The sequence below is a fragment of the Pseudomonas koreensis genome, assembly GCF_025447595.1.
Taxonomy (GTDB): Bacteria; Pseudomonadota; Gammaproteobacteria; order Pseudomonadales; family Pseudomonadaceae; genus Aquipseudomonas; species Aquipseudomonas koreensis_H.
The window spans coordinates 81,834-100,326 of sequence record NZ_JAOEJU010000023.1; the positions used below are offsets into that span (position 1 = coordinate 81,834).

General features: G+C 60.4%; 16 protein-coding genes. 6 read left to right on the plus strand and 10 right to left on the minus strand.

Features of this window, described 5'->3' with window-relative positions; all coding sequences use genetic code 11:
* Positions 1-16: 16 nt before the first annotated feature.
* The 6 genes from N8H71_RS23475 to N8H71_RS23500 all read right to left on the minus strand — a co-directional run bounded on the left by N8H71_RS23475 (position 17) and on the right by N8H71_RS23500 (position 5,479).
* Positions 17-322: a BufA1 family periplasmic bufferin-type metallophore gene (locus N8H71_RS23475; RefSeq protein WP_007959157.1), complete on the minus strand. Its 306-nt coding sequence runs from the start codon at positions 320-322 to the stop codon at positions 17-19.
* Positions 323-477: 155 nt separating this feature from the next.
* Entirely contained in the window at positions 478-1,179 is a 702-nt protein-coding gene (locus N8H71_RS23480; RefSeq protein ID WP_003222380.1) for an ABC transporter ATP-binding protein, read from the minus strand.
* Positions 1,180-1,947 (minus strand): high-affinity branched-chain amino acid ABC transporter ATP-binding protein LivG, encoded by a 768-nt coding sequence (gene livG, locus N8H71_RS23485; protein WP_085683272.1) that lies wholly within the window; start codon positions 1,945-1,947, stop codon positions 1,180-1,182. It abuts the gene before it with no gap.
* Positions 1,944-3,200, minus strand: a complete 1,257-nt coding sequence (locus N8H71_RS23490; protein WP_115076811.1) for a high-affinity branched-chain amino acid ABC transporter permease LivM — start codon at positions 3,198-3,200, stop codon at positions 1,944-1,946. Before N8H71_RS23490 ends, livG begins: the two co-directional genes overlap by 4 nt.
* Positions 3,197-4,120, minus strand: coding sequence for a high-affinity branched-chain amino acid ABC transporter permease LivH (gene livH / locus N8H71_RS23495; RefSeq protein ID WP_007959165.1), 924 nt, complete (start codon positions 4,118-4,120; stop codon positions 3,197-3,199). Before livH ends, N8H71_RS23490 begins: the two co-directional genes overlap by 4 nt.
* A 231-nt stretch (positions 4,121-4,351) precedes the next feature.
* Positions 4,352-5,479 carry a branched-chain amino acid ABC transporter substrate-binding protein gene (locus tag N8H71_RS23500; RefSeq protein WP_064382946.1) on the minus strand — a complete coding sequence of 376 codons (1,128 nt, stop codon included), beginning with the start codon at positions 5,477-5,479 and terminating at the stop codon, positions 4,352-4,354.
* Positions 5,480-5,831: 352 nt separating this feature from the next.
* Between N8H71_RS23500 and N8H71_RS23505 the strand changes: the two genes are divergently transcribed.
* A complete protein-coding gene (locus tag N8H71_RS23505) occupies positions 5,832-6,137 on the plus strand; it encodes a DUF2288 domain-containing protein (protein WP_262195855.1) in 306 nt (101 codons plus the stop codon).
* Between the two features lie 292 nt (positions 6,138-6,429).
* Here N8H71_RS23505 and N8H71_RS23510 read toward each other — a convergent pair whose 3' ends face one another.
* Positions 6,430-8,631 (minus strand): hypothetical protein, encoded by a 2,202-nt coding sequence (locus tag N8H71_RS23510; protein ID WP_085605382.1) that lies wholly within the window; start codon positions 8,629-8,631, stop codon positions 6,430-6,432.
* Positions 8,632-8,828: 197 nt separating this feature from the next.
* Between N8H71_RS23510 and N8H71_RS23515 the strand changes: the two genes are divergently transcribed.
* Positions 8,829-9,725, plus strand: coding sequence for an NAD(P)-dependent oxidoreductase (locus N8H71_RS23515; protein WP_262195856.1), 897 nt, complete (start codon positions 8,829-8,831; stop codon positions 9,723-9,725).
* Here the strand turns inward: N8H71_RS23515 and N8H71_RS23520 are convergent.
* Complete coding sequence (locus N8H71_RS23520; protein ID WP_262195857.1) at positions 9,616-11,898, minus strand: putative bifunctional diguanylate cyclase/phosphodiesterase; 2,283 nt, start codon at positions 11,896-11,898, stop codon at positions 9,616-9,618. The two genes, N8H71_RS23515 and N8H71_RS23520, sit on opposite strands and share 110 nt — an antisense overlap.
* 164 nt (positions 11,899-12,062) lie before the next feature.
* Positions 12,063-12,416 (minus strand): YkgJ family cysteine cluster protein, encoded by a 354-nt coding sequence (locus N8H71_RS23525; protein ID WP_262195858.1) that lies wholly within the window; start codon positions 12,414-12,416, stop codon positions 12,063-12,065.
* A 303-nt stretch (positions 12,417-12,719) separates the two neighbouring features.
* Here N8H71_RS23525 and N8H71_RS23530 point away from each other — a divergent pair, with 303 nt between their 5' ends.
* A complete protein-coding gene (locus tag N8H71_RS23530; RefSeq protein ID WP_262195859.1) occupies positions 12,720-14,069 on the plus strand; it encodes a spinster family MFS transporter in 1,350 nt (449 codons plus the stop codon).
* 181 nt (positions 14,070-14,250) lie between these two features.
* Here N8H71_RS23530 and rapA read toward each other — a convergent pair whose 3' ends face one another.
* Complete coding sequence (rapA, locus tag N8H71_RS23535; protein WP_085605390.1) at positions 14,251-17,097, minus strand: RNA polymerase-associated protein RapA; 2,847 nt, start codon at positions 17,095-17,097, stop codon at positions 14,251-14,253.
* 243 nt (positions 17,098-17,340) lie between these two features.
* Here rapA and N8H71_RS23540 point away from each other — a divergent pair, with 243 nt between their 5' ends.
* The 3 genes from N8H71_RS23540 (at position 17,341) to ccoM (ending at position 18,224) form a co-directional block, all read left to right on the plus strand.
* Complete coding sequence (locus N8H71_RS23540) at positions 17,341-17,682, plus strand: hypothetical protein (protein WP_007959194.1); 342 nt, start codon at positions 17,341-17,343, stop codon at positions 17,680-17,682.
* Between the two features lie 118 nt (positions 17,683-17,800).
* Positions 17,801-17,962, plus strand: a complete 162-nt coding sequence (locus tag N8H71_RS23545; RefSeq protein WP_007959203.1) for a hypothetical protein — start codon at positions 17,801-17,803, stop codon at positions 17,960-17,962.
* Between the two features lie 145 nt (positions 17,963-18,107).
* Positions 18,108-18,224, plus strand: coding sequence for a cytochrome c oxidase subunit CcoM (gene ccoM, locus N8H71_RS28780; RefSeq protein WP_007959205.1), 117 nt, complete (start codon positions 18,108-18,110; stop codon positions 18,222-18,224).
* Positions 18,225-18,493 lie beyond the last annotated feature (269 nt).

Genomic DNA, 18,493 nt, shown 5'->3' on the forward strand with positions numbered 1-18,493 from the left:
TCGGGCGGCTCCCGGATCAGGACTTGGCTTTGAACGCTTCGAGCTGACCGAAACCGGTCGGCGAGGTTTTGCTTTCGGTGGTGGCGCAGGTGCCTTTCGGAACCAGTTTCCAGGCGTTGGCCTGATGATCCATTTTCGCGGTGCCGGCACAGGTGGTGCCCGCGCCTGCAGCGCAATCGTTCTTGCCTTTCATGGCCACGCCGAAGCATTTTTCCATGTTGTCGTCAGCGGCGTGGGCGGTGGAGACGGCAGCGATGCTCAGGGCAGAACCGAGGGCCAGAACCAGGGCGGTAGCGGACAGGGTGCGGGTGGTAGCAGTCATGATGTTTCTCCGGTTTGAACTTGGGTTTGAACAAGCGATTGCGCTTGCTTGCCCCACTAGAGAAACGACTCGGCGATGCGTTACAGCGATCGGTAAAAATTTTTTGCCGGGCACAAAAAAAACGGCCCGAAGGCCGTTTTTTTTGAAGCGTTCGATCAACCGCCGAGGTACGCCTCGCGCACTTTCGGGTCGGTCAGCAGCGCTTCACCGGTGCCTTGCATCACTACCCGGCCGTTCTCCAGAACGTATGCACGGTCGGCGATTTTCAGCGCCTGGTTGGCGTTCTGCTCGACCAGGAACACCGTCACACCGTCCTTGCGCAGCTGTTCGATGATGTCGAAGATCTGCTGGATGATGATCGGTGCCAGGCCCAGCGACGGCTCGTCGAGCAGCAGCAGTTTCGGCTTGCTCATCAGCGCACGGCCGATGGCGAGCATTTGCTGTTCGCCGCCGGACATGGTGCCGCCGCGCTGGTTGAAGCGTTCTTTCAGGCGTGGGAAAAGTCCGAGAACCTTGTCCATCTGTTCCTGATAGTCGCCCTTGTCGGTGAAGAATCCGCCCATGGACAGGTTTTCTTCGACGGTCAGACGGGCAAACACCCGACGACCTTCCGGCACCACGGCAATGCTCTTGCGCATGATCTGCGACGAGTCCTGGCCGACCAGTTCCTCACCCATGTAGCGGATGCTGCCGCTGTGGGCCTGCGGCGAACCGCAGAGCGTCATCAGCAGCGTGGACTTGCCGGCACCGTTGGCGCCGATCAGGGTCACGATCTCGCCCTGACGGACTTCGACGTTGACGCTGTGCAGGGCCTGGATCTTGCCGTAGAAGGTGGAAACGTTTTCGAACTGCAGCATTTACGCTTCCCCCAGGTAGGCTTTGATCACTTCAGGATTGTCGCGGATCTGGTCCGGCGTGCCGTCGGCCAGGGGCGTGCCCTGGTTGATCACGACGATGTGGTCGGAAATGCTCATGACCAGTTTCATGTCGTGTTCGATCAGCAGCACGGTCACGTTGTGCTCTTCACGCAGCACGCTGATCAGCGCCTTGAGGTCTTCGGTTTCCTTCGGGTTCAGGCCGGCGGCCGGTTCGTCGAGCATGAGGATCCGCGGACGGGTCATCATGCAGCGGGCGATTTCCAGGCGACGTTGCTGACCGTAGGCCAGCGTGCCGGCGGGGCGGTTGGCGAACTCTTTGAGGTTGACCTTTTCCAGCCAGTACTCGGCGAACTCCATGGCCTCGCGCTCGCTCTTGCGAAACGCCGGGGTCTTGAACAGGCCGGACAGGAAGTTGGTGTTCAGGTGACGGTGCTGGGCGATCAACAGGTTCTCGACCGCCGTCATGTCCTTGAACAACCGCACGTTCTGGAAGGTGCGCACCACGCCTTTGAGGGCGATCTTGTGGCCCGGCAGGCCGTGGATCGGCTCGCCGTCCAGCAGGATGCTACCGCCCGATGGCTGGTAGAAACCGGTCAGGCAGTTGAACACGGTGGTCTTGCCCGCGCCGTTCGGCCCGATCAGTGCAACCACCTGTTTCTCTTTCACGGTCAGGGCCACGCCGTTGACCGCCAGCAGGCCGCCGAAGCGCATGCTCAAGTTTTCGACTTTAAGGATCTCGCGGCTCATTTTCGCAACTCCATGTGTGGGCGTTGCATCGGCAGCAGACCTTGTGGACGCCAGATCATCATCAACACCATCAGGGCACCGAACATCAACATGCGGTACTCACTGAACTCACGCATCATTTCCGGCAGCAAGATCATCACCACGGCCGCGAGAATCACGCCCAGCTGCGAGCCCATGCCACCCAGCACCACGATGGCGAGGATGATGGCGGACTCGATGAAGGTGAACGATTCCGGCGTCACCAGACCCTGACGGGCGGCGAAGAAGCTGCCGGCGAAACCGGCGAAGCTCGCGCCCAGGGTGAACGCCGAGAGCTTGATCACGGTCGGGTTGAGACCCAGTGCGCGGCAGGCGATTTCATCTTCACGCAGCGCTTCCCACGCACGGCCGATCGGCATGCGCAGCAGGCGGTTGATGATGAACAGCGCCGCCAGCGCCAGCAGCAGGGCAACCAGGTAGAGAAAGATCACCTTGTTGATCGAGTTGTATTGCAGGCCGAAATACTCGTGGAAGGTTTGCAGGCCTTCCGCAGCCTTGCGTTCGAATGTCAGGCCGAAGAACGTCGGTTTCTCGATGTTGCTGATGCCGTTCGGGCCGCCGGTGATGTCGGTCAGGTTACGCAGGAACAGGCGGATGATTTCCCCGAAGCCCAGGGTCACGATCGCCAGATAGTCGCCGCGCAGACGCAACACCGGGAAGCCGAGCAGGAAGCCGAACGTCGCCGCCATCAAACCGGCGATCGGCAGGCAGATCCAGAAGCTCAGGCCGTAGTAGTGCGACAGCAGCGCGTAGCTGTAGGCGCCGACGGCGTAGAAGCCGACGTAACCCAGGTCGAGCAGACCGGCCAGACCGACCACGATGTTCAGACCGAGGCCGAGCATCACGTAGATCAGGATCAGCGTCGCGATGTCCACCGCGCCACGGGAGCCGAAGAACGGCCAGACCAGCGCACCGATGATCAGCGCGATGATGAAGTAGCGCTGGGTGGTCGGCAGGGTCAGGAAGTTGCTGGCCTTGGCCGGGATCAGCGGCATGCCCGGCGAAGAACGCCACGCCTTGCTGATCTGCTGGTTGAACAGCACCCGCAGGAACATCAGCACCGAGCAGATGGCGATGGTCGCCAGAATGGCCGGGCTGGTGTTGTGCACTTCCAGGTTGATGCCGACGATGGTCAGTTTCAGACCCAGTACCGGATAGGCCACGGCCCAGACCAGCAAGGCGCTGAACAGCGCCTGTTTAAGATTCCTAGTCATACTTTCTCAACCTCCGGACGGCCCAGAATGCCGGTCGGACGGAACAACAGCACCAGAACCAACAAGCCGAAAGCCACGACGTCCTTGTACTGGTCGCCGAAGATATCGGCGCCAAAGGCTTCCGCCACCCCGAGCACCAGCCCGCCGAGCATGGCGCCGGGGATGCTGCCGATCCCGCCCAGTACCGCAGCGGTGAAGGCCTTGAGGCCGACCAGGAAACCGGCATTCGGGTTGATCACGCCGTATTGCATGCTCAGCAGCACGGCTGCGACGGCCGCCAGCGCAGCACCGATGACGAAGGTCAGGGCGATGATGTTGTTGGTGTTGATGCCCAGCAGGTTGGCCATCTTGATGTCTTCGGCGCAGGCGCGGCAGGCGCGGCCCAGGCGAGAGCGGGAGATGAACAGCGTGAGGCCGAGCATGGCGATCAGGGTCACCACGAACACCACGATTTGCATGTAGGAAATCAGCACTTCATGTGCGCCACCTGGACCGAAGGCGAAGTTGCCCGGAATCAGGTTGGGGATAGCTTTGTCCTTGGAGTCTTGCGCCAGCAGAACAGTGTTCTGCAGGAAGATCGACATACCGATCGCGGAAATCAGCGGGATCAGACGGTTGCTGCCGCGCAACGGGCGGTAGGCAATGCGTTCGATGCTGTATCCGTAGGAGCTGGTGACGACGATGCTGGCGATGAACGCCACGGTCATCAACAGCGGGACGCTTTCGAGTCCCATCATGGTCAGCCCGGCGATGGCGATGAACGCCACGTAGGAACCGATCATGTACACCTCGCCGTGGGCGAAGTTGATCATTCCAATGATGCCGTAGACCATCGTGTAGCCGATGGCGATCAGGGCATACATGCTGCCAACGTTCAAGCCGTTAACCAGCTGTTGGAAGAAGTGATAGATGTCAGGCATTACAGCGCTCCTAAAAACCTGATACGCATTTCACTGGTGGAGTCATTTTCCCGCCCGGTCCCGTGGATCTTTATCCACTTCGAATCCGGGTTTTGCCAGCGAACCGCTGATGACGGTTTTGAGATTTTCAGGTGGGGAGACTGGCGGATCACGCCAGCGCGGCCCTATACATTCGTAAAACAAAGCCCACGGCACGCCGTGGGCTTTATTGGCAGTCAGTCAGGCAGCGCCTTACTGAGGCGACACTTCGGTTTTAGGTTTGCCGTTGTGCCACTCGTAAACCACGAATTTGAAGTCCTTCAGGTCGCCCTTGGCGTCGAAGCTCAGATCACCGGTCGGGGTCTTGAAAGTACCGGCGTGGATGGCTTCAGCCACTTTGGCAGGGTCTTCGGACTTGGCCGCAGCGATACCGCCGACAATCACTTCAACTGCCGAGTAGGACGGGAACACGAACGGGCCGCTCGGGTCTTCTTTCTTGGCCTTGAATGCATCGGCCAGGGCCACGTTGGCCGGATCCTGGTCGAAGGACTTCGGCAGGGTCACCAGCAGGCCTTCGGACGCGTCCTTGGCGATCTGGGTGATCGAGTCGTTACCCACGCCTTCCGGACCCATGAACTTGGCTTTCAGGCCTTTTTCCTGGGCTTGACGCAGGATCAGACCCAGCTCCGGGTGGTAGCCGCCGTAGTAGACGAAGTCGACGTTGGCTTGCTTGAGCTTGGCGATGATCGCAGAGAAGTCCTTGTCGCCGGCGTTGACGCCTTCGAACACGGCAACCTTGGTGCCTTTCTTCTCGAGTGTGGATTTGACGGCGGTGGCGATGCCTTCACCGTACTGCTGCTTGTCGTGCAGCACGCCGACGATTTTCGGCTTCACGTGATCGGCGATGTAGTTACCGGCGGCAGGGCCCTGGGCGCTGTCCAGACCGATGGTACGGAAGACCATTTTGTAACCACGGTTGGTGATGTCCGGGCTGGTGGCAGCCGGGGTGATCATGATCACGCCTTCGTCTTCGTAGATGTCCGAAGCAGGCTGGGTGGAGCTGGAGCACAGGTGACCGACCACGAACTTGACGCCGTCGTTGACGACCTTGTTCGCAACCGCTACCGCTTGTTTGGGATCGCAAGCGTCATCGTATTCAACGGCTTCAAGCTTCTTGCCGTCGACGCCGCCTTTGGCGTTGATCTGTTCGATGGCCATTTTCGCGCCACTGAACTGCATGTCGCCGTACTGGGCTACTGGACCGGTTTTAGGGCCGGCGATACCGATCTTGATGGTGTCAGCTGCGAACGAATGGCTGGCAACCCCGGCCAGAACCATAGCGGCAAACAGTTTGGAAATCTGCTTAGTAGCCTTAGTCATAGTGCTCCACTCTTACTGTTGTATTTTTTTAGAGTCCTGACGCCGTAGCAGCAGAACCGGGACAGATATCTAGGCGATACCCTCCGGAAAAGCCCCCGGCAACTGTACCGGTACAGTGTAGAGCGCCGGTTGTTGGCCTGGGAAGCTGGCGCCAGGGGGCAAAACCTGAGGGTGTCGCTTAAATGAAAGAAAAAGACAGAATTGCGGCGGGACGTTCAGAGGGCTTATACCCCAATCATCAGCATTCCCTGGCGTTCCTGCTCTTTTCGTTCGGTACGGCCTTTTGCAACCGGGTTTTTCTGCCGGACCACCGACGTTATCATTTGCGTCGATTTCTTTTCCGGACAGTCCCATGAATCAAGAACCTAGCACCCTCTATGCCAAGCTGCTTGGTGAAACCGCATCTATTACCTGGAAAGAGCTGGAGCGCTTCTACGCGCAGGGTGCCCTATTGTGGGTCGACGCCAGCCTGGATTTGATCGCGGTCGCCGAGGCCGTGGCGTCGGATCAGGGCGAGAAAGTCGCTGCCTGGCTGGCCGAGGGCAAGGTCGCCAAGCTGTCTGAAACGCGGGCGCTGGATATTTTCGAGCGCGATCCCGAGATGTGGGCGGTGGTGGTCCGGCCGTGGATCCTGGTCCAGGAAAGGGCAGTGGCCTGACTGGTTGCACCTTGTTGGTGCGAGTGCCGCCCGGCAAAAAGTGTGTAGCGGAGTAGCGTGATGGCCGATTGCCGTAGAGAAATGCCACAAGCGTGGGTGGCATAACGGTGACGTAAACGTAACGGGCACAGTTTAGTAAGCAGCCTAACGGCTGCTTAATTGTTTCGGGATGTTGGAAAGGCTGAATAAGCCGGGAATTTGAGCGCCTTATCGCGAGCAGGCTCGCTCCCACAGGAAATGAATTCCGTTGTGGGAGCGAGCCTGCTCGCGATGGGGGCGCCTCGGTCTGGTGTCAGACCGAGTAAGACTTGCCAGTGTGGTTATTGAGGGAAATAACCTTGGTCTTGCCGATCCGGTGACGGTAGATCTCGCGCAGGTACTTGATCGACTTCTTCACGCAATCACGCGACAGGCGAATGTCGTTGATCGAGACAAACTTCTCTTTGTCGTTGATCAGTTCGCGGTACTTCTTCTCGTACATCGGCTTGATCGCGTACCAGTTGGTATCGAGGATCTTCGCCGGGTTCTCGAATTCGTTGAGCAGGTCGTCGATACGGTCTTCGTCGAATTCTTCGTTGATGATGAAGTCGAGGATCGAGTTGTCCAGGGTCTCGTCAAAACGGTACGGGGTCTTGGCGAAGCAACGCTTGATGAACGCCACGATCAGCGTCAGGAAGTCGTCCGACAGGCACGGGCTCTTGGCGATCAGGGTGGTCAGCGACAGGTTGGCCGAGGCGCCGATCACCAGCGCGTAGCGCTTGAGCGTGGTGTTCGGGAACAGGCTGTTGAGGTGGGTCTTCAACCGGTTCAGGTCCATGTACGACAGCTTGTAGTCTTTGGGCAGCGAAACGATCGAGACCACCGACGAGCAGTTCTTGAAGAAGTGCAGGTCATGCAGGGCGGCGGCGTCGTAGCCGGAGTTCTTGTATTGCTCCAGCGAGGCGCGATAGCGCTTGGACTCGATCGGCAGCAGGCTGATGCCTTCGATGGCCTGGGTGACCTTGTTGAAGTGCGGCAGGTCGATCGAGCGGAAGAACAGGTCGTCGATGTTCAGGCGCTGCGGCTCTTTGTCGAACACCTTGAACTTGTCGCTGCTTGGCGGCGGGGTCTCCGGCACCACGGATTCGGCGTAGGCAATCGCCACCGGGCCGGCCAGACTCATGAACAGGTCGTTGGCGTCCAGGCGAATGGTCTCGCCGATGTCGATGCCGGCGCGACGGAAATAATTCTGGTCGTAGTCGGTCGTGACCGCCTGAGCCGTCAGAATGTTGAAGATCTGCTGCGAGATGTATTGGTTGGCGTGCTTCTCCATCGCATTGACATCAATGTTCTGGATGTTGCCGTCATCGCTCTCTTCGGCGTAACGCATGATGTCGTTGGAGATCAGCATCATCGCGTTCCATGGGCGGATACGGCCCATGACGCTGGCTTCGCTGCTGTCTTCGTTGGCGAAGTTGTACGAGAAATCCCATTCTTCCGAGAGGTATTTGCACAGCAGACGACCGGCGTTGATGTGCAGCGCCTCGGACATTTCGCTGCGGTGGTCGGAAATGTTCGGCAGCACGCAGATGCCGCTGGTGAAGATCGGTTCGAACACGAACGAATGACCGCTCTTGCCGTCATGCTCGTCCATCGGTTTGGTGTCGAACGTCTTGTTCATGTACGAGTGCTGCTGGGCCAGGCCGAACTCCGAGGCCATGCCCGAACCGGTACCGCCGCCGGCACTGAAGATCGAGAAATACAGACGCGACTGGTTGGCCTTGATGCCGCAGCTGTCGATCAGGTACGAGTGGATCATTTTCCAGTCAGGGCTGGAGAAACGCTGGGTGTCCTTGTTCAGGATGATCTTCGCCAGGTACTGGCCGAGGATCGGCGCGTTACCGGCACCACCGGCGTGGACTTCGGACAAGTCCATGATCTTCATCTTGCTGTAGTCGCGCAGGAAGCCGCTTTTTTCGCCCTTGCGCGAGAAACGGATACGTCCGGCGATGTCCTTGTCGAGGTCGCCGAGCATCACCAGCGGTTCCACCAGGAACACCGGTTTGCTGCCCTTGTTCGGGCCGATCCGCAGGTTGGTCTTGATCCACTGGGCCGGGCTGTAGCCCTTGTCGGCCAGGCGACGATCGCTGGATGGGCGATCTTCGTTGTTGAATTCGTTGAGGTAGAACTTGCGCGCGTTGTACACCAGCTCCGCCACGTCGAGGGCGATGTTGGAGCCGCAACGACCGAGGCCGATCAGGCACACCGACGGGAATTCCTGATCGTTGTGCTGTTCGTTGTCGCCTTCCAGGTGCGGTGGGCGCGGGAACACCAGGTCACGCAGGCCATCGAGGTTGTCGAGGATGCGGTCGGTATTGGTTTCGGTGAAGTACAGGTATTGCTGAGTGCCCAGCGGGCGCGAGGGTGGCAATGGCTTCATCGGGGCAGGGCTGTTCGCCGCAGGGCTCAGAGTCAGATCGGATACCGCAGTGGCCGGATTGTTTTTAGAAGTCATTGTGCGCCATATACCTGGACTGGTTGGTTCAGCGACCGCTGTCGTCGAACCTCACGGAATGGGAATCTCGCGTCTTTTTTCTGCGCGTGTTTGGCCCGTGCGTCAGGGGTCTGGCCTGAGTGCCGCGCGGGGGAATCCTTTCCTGATTGATGATGGATCGGCCATTATTCGGCGATCTTTAATCAAAAGGAGGCTAAATGATGTCAACGCGACCTTCGTTGGGGTTTGCCGGAATCGGCCTGATGGGCCTGCCGATGTGCCGCCGCTTGCTGGCCGCCGGATATCCGCTGACCGTGTGGAACCGCAACCCGGCCAAGTGCGCGCCGCTGGTCGAGGCCGGCGCCCGGCAGGTGGCGACCCCCGCCGAACTCTGTGAACAGGCTGATGTGGTGATGCTGTGCCTGGCGGACACGGCGGTGGTGCGCGAAGTGGTGTTCGGCCCGGCCGGCGTGGCTGTAGGGGCAAAACCCGGTCAGTTGCTGGTGGATTTTTCCAGCCTCGAACCGACGGCCACCCGCGAGATGGCGGCGCAATTGGCGGACAAGACTGGCATGACCTGGCTCGACTCGCCCGTCTCTGGCGGGGTTGTCGGGGCCGAAGCCGGCAGCCTGGCGATCATGGTCGGCGGTGATGCAGCGGACCTTGATCGCGTACGCCCGGTGCTACTCGAACTCGGCCAGCGGGTCACGCATATGGGCGGCGTCGGCGCCGGTCAGGTGACCAAGGCCTGCAATCAGATGATCGTCGCCTGCAATGCCTTGGTGATCGCCGAAGTAGTGGCGCTGGCCGAACAGGCCGGGGTCGATGCCAGCCTCATCGCCGAGGCGCTGGCCGGTGGTTTTGCCGATTCGAAACCGTTGCAGATCCTCGCCCCGCAAATGGCCGAAAGCCGTTTCGAGCCGGTGAAGTGGCACGTGCGCACGCTGCTCAAGGATCTGGATACCGCGGTGAAGTTTTCCCGTGAAACCGGCTCGGCCACACCGATCAGCGGATTGGCCGCACAACTGATGCGCCTGCATGGGGCGCAGGGCTTTTTGCAGAAGGATCCAGCGACACTGGTGAAAATGTACCGCGCGCCAGACTCAGCGGATTGACGGTGTGCGCGTGTTTGCGTTGATTGATTTCTTCGAGCACCGGACGCAGTTCGGCCAGCGGAACCGGGCGACTGAGCAGGTAACCCTGAATGAAGTCGCATCCCGAGCGCTCCAGGAATTCGTATTGCTCCAGGCTTTCGACGCCTTCGGTGACCACCTGCAAATGCAGGGTGTGCGCCATGACGATGATCGCCTGGACGATCTCCATGTCGGCGGTGGCCTTGGGAATATCGAGGATGAACGAGCGATCGACCTTCAATGTGTTGAGCGGCAGGCGCTTGAGATAGGCCAGCGACGAATAACCGGTGCCGAAGTCGTCGATCGACAGGGACACGCCGAGGGCGCGGATTTGCCGCAACAACACCAGTGTGTTGGCGATGTTGCCCATCAAGGCGTTTTCGGTAACTTCCAGTTCCAGCCGTTCCGGCGCGACGCCAGCGCTGCGCAAGGCATGCTCGATTTCATTGGCCAGTTCTTCCCGGGCCAGATTCAGCGGTGAGCAGTTCCAGGCAATCTTCAGCTCTTCACAGCCATGGCGTGACAGTTCACCGAGGTCTTCACAGGCCTTGCGCAGCACCCAATTATCGAGTTCGGCGATCAGACCGTTGTTTTCAGCGATGGCGATAAAACGATCCGGCGTCAGCAAGCCATGCACTGGGTGCTGCCAGCGAATCAACGCCTCCAGTTTGGTGACCGTGCCTGTCTTGAGTTCGAAGATCGGCTGGTAAAACAGCATCAGTCCGTTCTCTTCGCGCAGGGCCTGGCGCAGTTCTTCTTCAAGTTGCAGCTCAAGGCTGGCGCGGTTCTTCAGGTTGGAATCAAAAAAATGCACGCCGTTGCGTCCCGCGCCCTTGGATTGGTACAGCGCCAGATCCGCATGTTTGAGCAGTTCGTCGCAAGTGGTGCCGTCCTCGGGGAACAGGCTGATGCCGATGCTGGTGGTCATCACCATGCGCCGGCCGGCCAGTTCGATCGGCTCTTTCATCTTGAGCATGATGCGCTGGGCCAGATTGCGCGCTTCTTCGCGGTCGCGCAGGCCGATCAGGATGCAGAATTCGTCGCCGCCGAAACGCGCGACCACGTCCTCATGACTGCGCACCGAACCCTTTATGTGCTGCGCGATGACCTTGAGCAGTTCGTCGCCGGCGTCATGGCCGAGGCTGTCGTTGATGCGTTTGAAGTGGTCGATGTCGAGAAACATCACCGCGAGCATGCCGCCCTCGCTGGATTTCTGGCTGAGCTTTTCGGCGAAAATCTGATTGAACCCCCGACGGTTTATCAGACTGGTCAGGGCGTCATAGTTGGCAACGTGTTGCAGCGACATGCGCGCCTGATCGAGCTGACTGAGCAGAGCGTTGACCCGGCGCAGATCGTGCTCCTTGTTTTGCAGTTTTTTGTCGGCCAGTGCCGCGCTGATGGCGCTGCCGAGGATCAACAAGGTGATCAGCGCTACCGTGAGGCCCAGTTGCAGATGGCTGGTTTGCGTGGAAAGGGTCGGGAGGCGCCCCTCGGGCAGCACCAGTTGCAACGCGGCCATGCCGGTGAAATGCATGCTGAGGATGCCGGCACCGAGAATCAGCGCGGCCAGGTATTTAAGCATCGGCAGGTGCAGGCCGGTGGCTTCGCGCAGGTTGCCAGCCACCCACAGCGCTGCAAAGCTGGCCCCGATGGCGATCACGATGGATGCCAGAAACAGGGTCGGTTCGTAGTAAGCCGTCGCGGCGGATTGCATGGCCGCCATGCCGACGTAATGCATGCCGGCAATGCCCAGGCCGATGACGATGGCGGTTTTGGTGTATTGCAACAGATTCGGTCGGGGATCACTCAAGGTGTGCATCGCCAGCCAGGATGCGAGCAATGCGATCAAAAGAGAAAAGAGAGTGACAGGCAGGTCGTACTGGATATCGATGGGCGCCTGGAAAGCCAGCATGCTGATGAAGTGCATCGCCCATATGCCGCCGGCCAGGCAGGTGGCGCCGATCCATCGCCACAGTCTTTGCGAGCCGGGCTCCTCCGCGTGGACGACCCGTTCCGCCATGTCGAGGGTGGCGAAACTCGCGGCGCAGGCAACCAGATAGGCTACCAGCACCAGCAAGGGATTATGTATGCAATTGAGGATGACCTGCCCGCTCTCCGGCAGCTCGGCAACAAACTGTAAACCAAGCCACTCCATAGCATGCCCCGTTTCCTGAGTGCGTCCTTACTGCGTCATCAACGCAGACGAATGTCAGGAGTATAGAGGCGGTTTTTGGCGTGCAAGCGATAGTGGCACATTGGCGCTAATGATTTTGGCATGAGCGTCATAGCGTTTGGCGCTAAGCATTGAAATGCCGGAAATCAGGCAACCTCGTTCCAGTGCGGTTGCAGCGGCGGCAGGCCGAAACGGGCCCTTGCCTTGTCGCAGTCGGCGTTCTGTTCGCCGTTTTCCCACGACGCTTCGAACTCGCGGCAGGGGCTGGAACGCTTGTCGTAGATCGTACAGGCCACCGATTTTCCGACTTCGCCTTCCAGCGCAGTGCAGCGCGGCGCCTTGCGGTCGGTGCCGATCATCGCGACCCGACTGGGCGTGATCTGGGTGACCAGTTCATCGGGTACGGTCCCGCCGGAGGATGCGCATTCACCCCAGAAAAAAGAAACACGGAAATGGGAACAGCAGGCACCGCAATTCAGACACGGACTGGCTTCGGACATGGGCGGGGGTATCAAAGGGATTGATCGGCAGGATCCGGACGGATCCGGCGGCCATTCTAGGCTTTGCCACGGCGTTGGGAAGGGGGGTGAGAAAGTATTTTTTCATTGCCGGATTTTTCCGCAAAACCCCCGGTTTCAGGGGGATTCGAAGCATTTCAAGGGCTTACGTTTCGTTACACAGCCATGGCCCGTCATCAGGCTGACGAATGATCACAGACAGTCCCGACGAGCGTGACTAGATTGCAGGTTCCGGGCTCGGATGCGTTGGCAGTGAAGCCCTAATAACAATAAAGAGACGGACCCATGCAGAACTCGACCCAAGCGGCGAATGCCTGGCGCATTCTGTTCCTGCTGTTCCTCGCCAACCTTTTCAATTTCTTCGACCGCACCATCCCGGCGATCATCATCGAACCGATCCGAATGGAATGGCACCTCAGCGACTTCCAGCTGGGGATCGTCGGCACGGCGTTCACCCTGGTCTACGCGATTGCCGGCTTACCACTGGGGCGCATGGCCGACACCGGTTCGCGCAGCAAACTGATGGGCTGGGGCCTGGCGACCTGGAGCGCGCTGACTGCCGTGAACGGTCTGGTCGGCAGTTTCTGGAGTTTCCTGTTGGTGCGAATGGGCATCGGCATCGGTGAGGCGAGTTACGCGCCCGCTGCCAACTCATTGATTGGCGATCTGTTTCCCGCGCACCGCCGGGCCCGGGCCATGGGCATTTTCATGCTCGGCCTGCCGTTGGGGTTGCTGCTGGCCTTCTTCACCATCGGCTGGATGGTCAAGGCGTTCGACAGCTGGCGCGCACCGTTCTTCATCGCCGCCGTGCCGGGGCTGGTGCTGGCGGTGTTCATGTTCTTCATCAAGGAACCCAAGCGCGGAGCGGCTGAAACCGTGCAGGTGTCCCAAGAGAAAGTCGACAAGCCGATCCGCCGCGTCCTCGCCGTGCCGACCTTCCTGTGGCTGGTGATGGCCGGGCTGTGCTTCAACTTCGCGACCTACGCCTGCAACTCGTTTCTGGTGCCGATGCTGCAGCGTTATTTCCTGATGCCGTTGCAGGAAGCGGCGGTGGCGACCGGGGTGATCGTCGGTGTGACCGGGTTGATCGGCCTGACCCTCGGCGGCTGGATCGCCGACAAGATTCACCAGCGGGTGGCCAATGGGCGACTGCTGTTTGCCGCGTTCAGCCTGATCATCTCGACCCTGTGCACGGCGTGGGCGCTGCATGCCGGGCGCATCGAGATCGGGGTGTTTGTCGCGGTGTTCAGCGTCGGCTGGCTGTTCGCTTATAACTTCTACACCTGCGTGTACACGGCGATTCAGGACGTGGTCGAACCGCGCCTGCGGGCCACGGCGATGGCGCTGTTCTTCGCCGGGTTGTACTTGCTGGGCGGCGGCCTGGGGCCGGTGGTGGTCGGCGGTTTGTCGGATCACTTCGCCAAGTCGGCCATGGTCTCGGCGGGCGCCGAGCAGATGACCGAAGCCTTCAAGGCTGTCGGTCTGCATGACGCGATGTACCTGATCCCGGTGGCGCTGTTTCTGACCATGGTGTTCCTGTTCCTCGCCTCGCGGTGTTTTGTGCGGGATGCGAAGCGGATGAAGGAGGGGCTGGTGGCAGTGGTTGAGCCAGAGGGCGCAGCGGTGACTGCGTAATCGCCTTCGCGAGCAAGCTCGCTCCCACATTCGACCGCATTTCCTCCTGAAGGAACCCGGTCAACTGTGGGAGCGGGCTTGCTCGCGAAGAGGCAATCAACCGCGCAGCATAAATATCAGGCAAACAAAAAGGCCCGCATCGCTGCGGGCCTTTTTTTTTGGGGCGATGGAGCAGGGCGGTTTAGCCCGCCACCAGCACCCGGATCGCTTCCAGTCGCAGCGCCGCTTTGTCCAGCATCGCCAGACCTTGTTCACGCTGCTTGCGCAGGGCGTCCAGTTCGCTGTCGCGTACGGTCGGATTGACCGCCTGCAACGCGGTCAGGCGTGCCAGTTCTTCGTCGGTGTCGGCTGCCAGACGGCGGCGGGCCTCGGCGACGCGCTCGGCGTGGCGCGGGGTGACCTTGTCTTCACCGGCGTTGATCCGTGGCGTCAGCTGGTCGCGCTGAGCCTGGATGAACTTGTTGGCACTGGCGCGCGGCACGCTTTCCAGTTGATCGTTGAGGGTTTCGAACGCCACGCGCGACGACAGGTCGTTGCCATTGGCATCGAGCAGGCAGCGCAGGGCGGCCGGCGGCAGGTAACGGCCCAGTTGCAGCGAGCGTGGGGCAACCACTTCGCTGACGTAGAGTAATTCCAGCAGCACGGTGCCCGGCTTGAGCGCCTTGTTCTTGATCAGTGCGACGGCGGTGTTGCCCATCGAACCGGACAGCACCAGATCCATGCCGCCCTGCACCATCGGGTGTTCCCAGGTGATGAACTGCATGTCTTCGCGCGACAGCGCCTGGTTGCGGTCGTAGGTGATGGTCACGCCTTCGTCGTCGCCCAACGGGAAGCTGGCGTCGAGCATCTTCTCGCTCGGCTTGAGGATCAGGGCGTTTTCCGAATGGTCTTCGCTGTCGATGCCGAACGCGTCGAACAGGGTTTCCATGTAGATCGGCAGGGCGAACTGATCGTCCTGCTCGAGGATGTCCTCGACCAGCGCTTCACCTTCGCCGGCGCCGCCAGAGTTGAGCTCCAGCAGACGGTCGCGACCGGTGTGCAGCTCGGCTTCCAGACGCTCGCGCTCGGTGCGCGCCTCGTCGATCAGCGCTTGCCACTCGCCGTCGTCGGCTTCTTCGAGCAGCGGCAGCAGGCGCGGGCCGAACTGATGCTGCAAGGCGTTGCCGGTCGGGCAGGTGTTGAGGAACGCGTTCAGGGCTTCGTGGTACCACTGGAACAGGCGCTCTTGCGGGCTGGTTTCCAAGTACGGCACGTGCAGTTCGATGATGTGTTTCTGGCCGATCCGGTCCAGACGACCGATCCGCTGCTCCAGCAGGTCCGGGTGCGATGGCAGATCGAACAGCACCAGGTGGTGGGCGAACTGGAAGTTGCGACCTTCACTGCCGATTTCCGAGCAGATCAGTACCTGCGCGCCGAACTCTTCGTCGGCGAAGTAGGCGGCGGCGCGGTCACGCTCGAGGATGTTCATGCCTTCGTGGAACACCGTGGCCGGGATGCCGGAGCGCACGCGCAGGGCGTCTTCCAGGTCCATCGCGGTTTCGGCGTGGGCGCAGATCACCAGCACTTTGGTGCGCTTGAGCATTTTCAGCTGGTCGATCAGCCACTCGACGCGCGGGTCGAATTTCCACCAGCGTTCTTCTTCGCTGGCGTCCGGCTGAGCCTGGAAGCTGACTTCCGGGTACAGCTCGGCGTGTTCGCCCAGCGGCAGTTCGAGGTATTCGTCCGGGCACGGCAGCGGGTACGGATGCAGTTTGCGCTCCGGGAACCCCTGCACGGCGGCGCGGGTGTTACGGAACAGCACGCGGCCGGTGCCGTGGCGGTCAAGCAGTTCACGCACGAGGCGGGCGCTGGCTTCGGTGTCGCCATCGTTGACGGCGGTGAGCAGGGCTTCACCTTCGTTGCCGAGGAAACCGTGGATGGTCTTGTGCGCGGCCGGCGACAGGCGACCCTTGTCCAGCAGCTCCTGAACGGCTTCGGCCACCGGGCGATAGTTTTCGCTCTCGGCGCGGAAGGCGGCCAGGTCATGGAAACGGTTCGGGTCGAGCAGGCGCAGACGGGCGAAGTGGCTGTCCTGACCGAGTTGTTCCGGGGTGGCGGTGAGCAGCAGCACGCCGGGAATGACTTCGGCCAGCTGTTCAACCAGCGAGTATTCCGGGCTGACTTTCTCTTCGTGCCACACCAGGTGGTGGGCTTCGTCGACCACCATCAGGTCCCAGCCGGCAGCGAACAGCGCGTCCTGCGCCTTTTCATCGTCGACCAGCCACTCCAGCGCCACCAGGGCCAGCTGGGTGTCTTCGAACGGGTTGGTGGCATCGCTTTCGATGAAGCGTTCTTCGTCGAACAGCGCGACCTGAAGGTTGAAGCGGCGGCGCATTTCCACCAGCCACTGGTGCTGGAGGTTTTCCGGAACCAGGATCAGCACGCGGTTGGCGCGGCCCGACAGCAGCTGGCGATGGATCACCAGACCGGCTTCGATGGTCTTGCCCAGACCCACTTCGTCCGCCAGCAATACGCGCGGCGCGATACGGTCGGCGACTTCACGGGCAATGTGCAACTGGTGGGCGATCGGTTGTGCACGCACGCCGCCCAGGCCCCAGAGCGAGGACTGCAACTGGCGGCTGGTGTGTTCCAGGGTGTGATAACGCAGGGAGAACCACGCCAGCGGGTCGATCTGCCCGGCGAACAGACGGTCGCTGGCCAGGCGGAACTGAATGAAGTTCGACAGCTGGGTTTCCGGCAGGGTGACCGCTTCGTTCTGCGCGTTGAGGCCGTGATAGACCATCAGGCCGTCGACGTCGTCGACTTGCTGGACAGTCATCTTCCAGCCTTCGAAGTGAGTGATCGAATCGCCCGGCGAGAACCGCACGCGGGTGAGGGGCGCATTCCGTAGCGCGTACTGGCGAGTCTCGCCAGTGGCCGGGTAAAGCACGGTCAACAAGCGGCCGTCCTGTGCCAGAACGGTGCCTAAACCAAGCTCTGCTTCGCTGTCACTGATCCAGCGTTGCCCCGGTTGATACTGCTGCGCCATGCTGCCTGACTCCCACCTTGAAAAAGCGGGCTATCTTAACGGAATGAGGGCCCGAGGCCAAAGGATAAGGAGCCTCGGCCCGGCTTTTAACCGCAATCGGCCAATTGCAGGGAAGATTAGGTCATGCATCGGTTTTACGGGATGTTGCGGCACCCCTGAGTGCCAAACCGGTCACAAGTTTGCGACCGATGGCTCAAGGCACCCCTGGCGCCGCCGATAACCTGCTGACAGGAGACCCTTCATATGCTGCCACCGATGCTCCCCCTGAGCGCCGTGCCGATCACCTCCCAGCAGGATCCGATCCGCCAGCGACCGGACATTCCCCCTGTGGTGCCGGTACAGGAAAGCTCTAACGAAAGCACCATCGACCTGCAAAAGCGCGATCCGGAAGAGGACGGCTATCTGCTGCGCGAAGAGCAGCGCCGCCAGCAGGAACGTGATCGCCGGCGCCGTGAAGCCGATGACGACCCCGAAGCGCACCTCGCCGTGCCCGGCACCGAACTGAATGCCGACAACACCGTGCCGGTGGCGCCATTGATGGAAGATCAGCCGCGTCAGGGGCTTTGGGTCGATATCGAGATTTGAATTGTTGCAGAGCCTTTATGCGTGTGGCTGGTCAGCGCCTGCGTCAGGCCGCATTATTGGCGCAGTCCTGTCGGTGATCCGACAGTTGTGATTCAGTCCCAGCGATGCACCGAACGCCATGAGCCAAGACGACAAACTGATCGACCTCAACACCGAACGCGCCAAGCGGGTTCATGACCTCAACGAAAAGCGCCTGAATGAAGTACGCCAGGCGTTCGAGCAGGCCATGCCGTTGGGCAAACCGAAGAAAAAGCCGAAAAACAAACCGAAAAAGCGTTGATCTCCCCTGCATCTGTTGATGCAGGTCAGTTATTTCCCTTCCTTTCCTCCGCATGGTGACCGGCATTGATCCCGGTCAATTCCTGCGCCTGCCTGATTGGTTAACTTAGTTCCATCGCAGCAGAGCAGGGGCCAGGAGGCCAGTCATGTTTTTCGATAACGTGGTGTTTGCCGGGGTCCTGACTGTGGGCCTGATGGTTCTGTTTTTTGCAGGGTTTGGATTTTTTATCTGGAAGGATGCGAACAAGCGCAAGAAGCCTTGATTCTTCCGGGTTTGATGAGCACGCAAGGCATTTTGGGCAACTTCGGTTGCCCTTTTTTTTTGTGTCTTGGCGGCCTTTGGGCCGACCATGCTTTGGGTTGTTTGGGGTGAATATCCGTTGCTGCGGTAACGGCTTCTTAGGGTTCCGCCCTTACGGCGGGTCACCTTTTCCAAACGCCGAAAAGGTAACCCCAAAGGCTTTACCCTGACGTACGGCCCTCGCTGTGGCTCGGGTTCCTTCGCTCCGGGATTGATCCGGGGGCATCGCCT